The sequence below is a fragment of the uncultured Thiodictyon sp. genome (assembly GCF_903828115.1).
GTDB lineage: Bacteria > Pseudomonadota > Gammaproteobacteria > Chromatiales > Chromatiaceae > Thiodictyon.
Genome location: NZ_CAIKKU010000379.1, coordinates 1 through 3,377, shown reverse-complemented (window position 1 = coordinate 3,377; position 3,377 = coordinate 1). Strand labels below are relative to the sequence as shown.

The 3,377-nt window shown below is 64.5% G+C and carries 2 protein-coding genes; both read right to left on the bottom strand.

Annotated features, from left to right (window positions below; translation table 11 throughout):
* Positions 1 to 125: 125 nt before the first annotated feature.
* Positions 126 to 1,424 carry an alpha-amylase family glycosyl hydrolase gene (locus QZY48_RS13740; RefSeq protein ID WP_295431542.1) on the bottom strand — a complete coding sequence of 433 codons (1,299 nt, stop codon included), beginning with the start codon at positions 1,422 to 1,424 and terminating at the stop codon, positions 126 to 128.
* Positions 1,425 to 1,664: 240 nt separating this feature from the next.
* Positions 1,665 to 3,377 (bottom strand): glycogen synthase (locus QZY48_RS13735; protein WP_295431539.1); only part of this gene is annotated, 1,713 nt, incomplete at its 5' end.

Genomic DNA, 3,377 nt, shown 5'->3' with positions numbered 1-3,377 from the left:
CTCCTTATGTCACGCCCTTTCAGGGCTAGGCCGAATAAACAACGCTATCCCAGGGCGTTGCCCTGGGCTGGTATATCACGCCCCTTCGGGGCTTGAGCAGGCGCAAGAATAGCTGGGACGGGGCACTAGGCCGCGGCCTGCGGCTGCTGCGCGGCCACCAGGACCCGGGCCATGCCGGGGCCGAGCCAGAACTCGAAGGGGGTCGGCAGCTCGGCCATGGGCCAGTCCGGGGAGAGGTCGCGCAGCGGATGCGGGGACTGGATCAGACGGTAGAGGTCATCGGCATAGAAGCGCTGGCGGTTCCAGGGGTCCTTATTGAGCACCAGCAGGGCCTGACCGGGGCCGTTGATGTCGTGCTTGCGCAGGACCAGGATGGACGGGTCCGGATAGTCCAGGCGGTCGATGCGGCCCTCGCCGGCGAAGGTGGGGGTCTGGTCCTTGATGGCGTTGACCTGACTGATGAAGCCGGTGATGTCGACGTTGGGCTGCTCCCAGTCGTTGGGAACGGTGGTGACGACGTCGAGGCGTTTGCGGAAGCCGTATTCGAAGCCCATGGGGATCATGATACCGCTGGCGAACATGGCGGTGAACAGATAGCGCTGGCGCAGGGCGTCGATATTGCCCTCGAACTCATCGAACAGGCGCCGCGTGTCGTGGCTTTCCGGGAAGCCGATGGAGGGGGCGATATGGCGGGTCGCCTCGTATTGCTCCAGCAGCCAGTTGCCGTGGAAGTCCCACCACTTGGCACTGTTGAAGATGGCATCGAAGCCGGCCCCGGCGGTGTCGCGGGTCTGGGCCGGCGAGCAGCCCAGGGTCTCGGCGACGAAGACGGTGTCGGGGTGCTTCTGGCGGACCCGCGCGATGAGGCGGTGCCAGATCTCGGCGGGGAGCTGATAGGCGGCGTCGCAGCGAAAGCCGCGAAAGCCGAGCCCGATCAGGTGCTCGACCACTTTCACATAATAGGCCAGGAGTCCGTCGGGGGAGTCCGGGAAGCGCAGGGCCTGCTGATGGTCGAATTGGGCCAGGTCGCGCCACACGACCTTAGTGCCGTTTTCTTCGATGCAGAAGGGGTGGGCGACGCGGCCGTGCTCGCGGGCGAACCACTGCGGGTGGGTCTGGACCAGCGGGTTATCCTCGGCGCAGTGGTTGATCACCAGGTCGATCATCAGGGACAGGCCCAACTCCCCGGCGGTCCTGGCCATGGCGCGGACCTGCGCGTCCGGGGTCAGGGGCGAGCCGGGGTTGTGCAGGGCCTTGTTGATGGCGAAATAGTCGGCGATGGAATAGAGGCTGCCCGAGCGCCCGAGCTTCTGAATGGGGTTGACGAAGAGCCAATCGAAGCCCATGGCCGCGGCGCGTTGCAGATGCGGCTCCCAGGTGTCGAAGGGCCCGGCGAGCAGGGGAAACAGGTTATAGATCTTCATGCTTGTCCTCGTCGTTGATGTTCGTTCTTCTGACGGCGGCGCCGGCCGTCTGGTCAGCCGCGGTCGTTGTCGTTGTCGTTGTCGTAATCGTTGTCGTAATCGTTGTCGTAATCGAGGTTATCGTCGCGCCCTGGATTGTCTCGCACCCGACGTTGTATCGCTTCTCGGATTACGATTACGACAACGACAACGACAACGACAACGATTGTGTTTGTGTCTACCTCGTTCTTGACGCGTTACTCAGCGTTCGCGGATGAAGTCGTAAATGTTGAGATAGTCCTGCCCCGGCTGGTTCCAGGAATAGTCGGCGCGCATGCCGTTCTTCATCAGTTCGCGGAAGTCCGCCGGGAACTCGAAATAGCAGTCGATGGCGCGCCCCAGGGCGGACTCCAGTCCGGGACCGTCGTAGTGGTCGAAGCGGTAGCCGTTACGTTGGTCCAGCGGGCGGTCGGAGTGGTCCTTGTCGAAGACGGTGTCGGCCAGACCGCCGACGGTGCGTACCACCGGCACCGTGCCGTAGCGCAGCGCGATCAGTTGGGTCAGGCCGCAGGGCTCGAACTGGCTGGGCACCAGCATGAGGTCCGCGCCGGCATAGATGAGGTGGGCCAGGTCCTCGTCGAAGCCGATTTCCAGGTGACAGTCGGGGCTGTCGTTGAGCATGCGCTTCAGGCCCCAGAAGTCGTCGTTGATGGCCTTGTCCGGACTTGAGCCCAAGAGGACGAATTGGCCGCCGCGCTCCAGCGTGTAAAAGATAGCATGACGCACCAGCCCCAGGCCCTTCTGGGGGTCCAGGCGGCCGATGAAGGCGACGATCGGCTTGTCGTTGTCGGCCAGCATCAGTCGGTGGCGCAGGGCGCGCTTGTTCTCGTACTTGCCGTCGAGATGGTCGACGCTATAGCGCACGGGAATGTCAGCGTCCACCTCCGGGTTCCAGACGTCGTAGTCGATGCCGTTCAAGATGCCGCCATATTTCATGTGATGGACATGCAGGGTCGGCTCCAGGCCGAAACCCTGGCCCTGGTCCTTGGTCTCGAAGGCATAGCGGGGCGAGACGGTGGTGATGAAGTTGGAATAGACGATGCCGGCCTTGAGCAGATTGAGCGCGCCCTTGTGATGGTTGTCGCCCATGCGCAGCCAATCGAAGAAGCGCTCCGGCGGGGTCAGCCCGGTGGCGCGCAGCAACTCCAGCCCGGTGAGGCCCTGATGCATGAAATTGTGGATGGTCAGGCAGGCGCGCGGGTGGGTCATGCCGAGCTGTTGGTAAAACTCGTAGAGAAACACCGGTACCAGCGCGGTCTGCCAGTCGTGGCAGTGAATGATGTCCGGGTTCTTGCCGGCCTTCCACAGAAACTCGATCGCGGCGCGGGAGAAAAAGGCGAAGCGCAACACATCGTCGCGGAAGCCGTAGATGGTGCCGCGGTTGAAGAAGTTGTCCTGGGAGTGCGGCTCGATGAAGAAGCACTTGCGGCCATGCACGAAACCGAAGAAAACGGTGCAGTGCACCGCGCCCGCGTACCAGGGCACCCACAGGTCGCGATAGACCTCGTGCAGCTCGAAGATGTGGTCGTAGCGCAGGTTGGTGTACTTGGGCAGGATGATCTCGACATGGTTGCCGCGGATGGCTTGCTCGCGGCTGATGCCGAAGACCACGTCCGCCAGGCCGCCGACCTTCGCCACCGGGGCCATCTCCGGGGTGATGTGGACGATGAACAGGCTCTGGCGATGGTGTTGCGGGGCCGGCGCTGGTAAGTGCGTCGACTCGGGTGCCGGATGGTAGCCGGAGTCCGGGTGCTCCACGGGGGAGGGGGGCGCCGCCGCCGCGGGCTCGGGGTCCAGGGCCCTGTCCAGGGCGGCGTCCGGCGCCGCGGTGGGGGCGGGTGCTGGTGCCGCGGGGGGGGGGGGCGGGGCTGGCTCGGGTAGCGTTGCCGCCGCGGGCTCGGGGTCCAGGGCCCT